2 protein-coding genes are annotated in these 1,534 nt (G+C 73.1%); both read right to left on the reverse strand.

The genetic code is table 11. The features are described from left to right. Positions 1-362, reverse strand: a 362-nt coding sequence (locus tag PROKR_RS30830; protein WP_051433088.1) for a hypothetical protein, incomplete at its 3' end; no start/stop codon positions are given. Beyond that, positions 359-1,246, reverse strand: a complete 888-nt coding sequence (mca, locus tag PROKR_RS17265) for a mycothiol conjugate amidase Mca (protein WP_036965181.1) — start codon at positions 1,244-1,246, stop codon at positions 359-361. The genes mca and PROKR_RS30830, both read right to left, overlap by 4 nt. Positions 1,247-1,534 lie beyond the last annotated feature (288 nt).

Here is a 1,534-nt window from a genome sequence, read left to right on the forward strand (position 1 = left end):
CCGTCGGCGGGGCTCTCGGCGGACCCGGGGGCGTTGTTCGCCGCGTCGGACGACGCGCCCGGCTGGGTGCCGGGCTCGCCGCCGGCGAAGTCCGGCTCGCCGTCCGTGCGCCGGAAGCCGATGCCCTCGGGCTGCTCGATCGGCAGACCCTGCTGGCGGGCGTTGTGGCCCGCCCGGCGCAGGTGCTTGCTCATGTTCAGGAACAGCACCACGCACGCGAGCGCGAGCGCGAACGTGATGACGAAGCCGATCAGGCCCGGCGAGACCTGCCAGGTCTCCAGCCCCGGCCGGAGCTGGCCCTCGGTCGGGTTGGGCGACGGCTCGGTCGCGGCGGCGAGCGCGCCGGCGATCAGCGGGCTCATGCGACCACCTCCGAGCGGACGCCCTCGAACAGGTCTTCCTCGTACTCGCCCGCGGCGCGCTCGGGCAGCGGGACCCGGGACTCGGCGAGCTCGTACTCGTCCCACGGCCACACGTCGACCTCGAGGTCGCGGGGCACGGCGAAGAAGAACCCGGCCGGGTCGATCTGCGAGGCGTGCGCGGTCAGGGCGGCGTCGCGGTTCGGGAACCAGTCGGCGACCGGGACCAGGGTGGTCACGGTGCGCTCGGGGATCTCCCGCGCGTCCCGGGACTCGACCCACTCGCCGAAGGGCGACTCGAGCCCGGCGCCCTCGATGGCCTCGTGCACCGCGCGGATGCGCTTCATCGAGAACCCGTGGTTGTAGTACAGCTTGAGCGGCTCCCACGGCTCCCCGGTACCCGGGTAGCGGTCGGGGTCGCCCGCCGCGGCGAACGCCTCGAACGACACGTCGTGGCACTTGATGTGGTCCGGGTGCGGGTAGCCGCCGGACGGGTCGTACGTGGTGATGACGTGCGGCCGGAACTCGCGCACGGCCCGCACGAGCGGCTCCGCCGCCTCCTCGAGCGGGACCAGCGCGAAGCAGCCCTCGGGCAGCGGAGGCAGCGGGTCGCCCTCCGGAAGGCCGGAGTCCACGAAGCCCAGCCACTGCTGGCGCACGCCCAGCGCCTCGGCGGCGCGGGCCATCTCCAGCCGGCGCACGGCCCGGCGGCCCTCGATGGTCTCGAACTCGTGCCCCTCGGGTACCTCGAACGACGGGTTCAGGATGTCGCCCCGTTCGCCCCCGGTGCACGTCACGACGAGGACCTCCACCCCCTCTGCGGCATAGCGGGCCATGGTGGCGGCCCCCTTGCTCGACTCGTCGTCAGGGTGCGCGTGCACCGCCATCAGACGGAGCGGCTCGCGCTCGGGTACGGACACTGGGTCCTCCTGTGGGGCAGGGACTGGGACGGAGTCTGAGAGTCGGAGCGTCTGGGAGACAATCACTCTCATGGACCATGATGGTCCACGGACAATCTTGCTACGAACCACCGACACCCCCGATCCGAGCGAGCAGTGATGACCGACCAAGACCCCGCTGTCCCGACCAGCGACGCGAACGCGCCGGACCTTGCCGCGCGCTACGGCCGCGGCGGCGCCGGGACGCGGCACCGGGCCGGCCACCCCGGCCAGGAC

This window comes from Promicromonospora kroppenstedtii DSM 19349 (assembly GCF_000515355.1).
Classification (GTDB): domain Bacteria; phylum Actinomycetota; class Actinomycetes; order Actinomycetales; family Cellulomonadaceae; genus Promicromonospora; species Promicromonospora kroppenstedtii.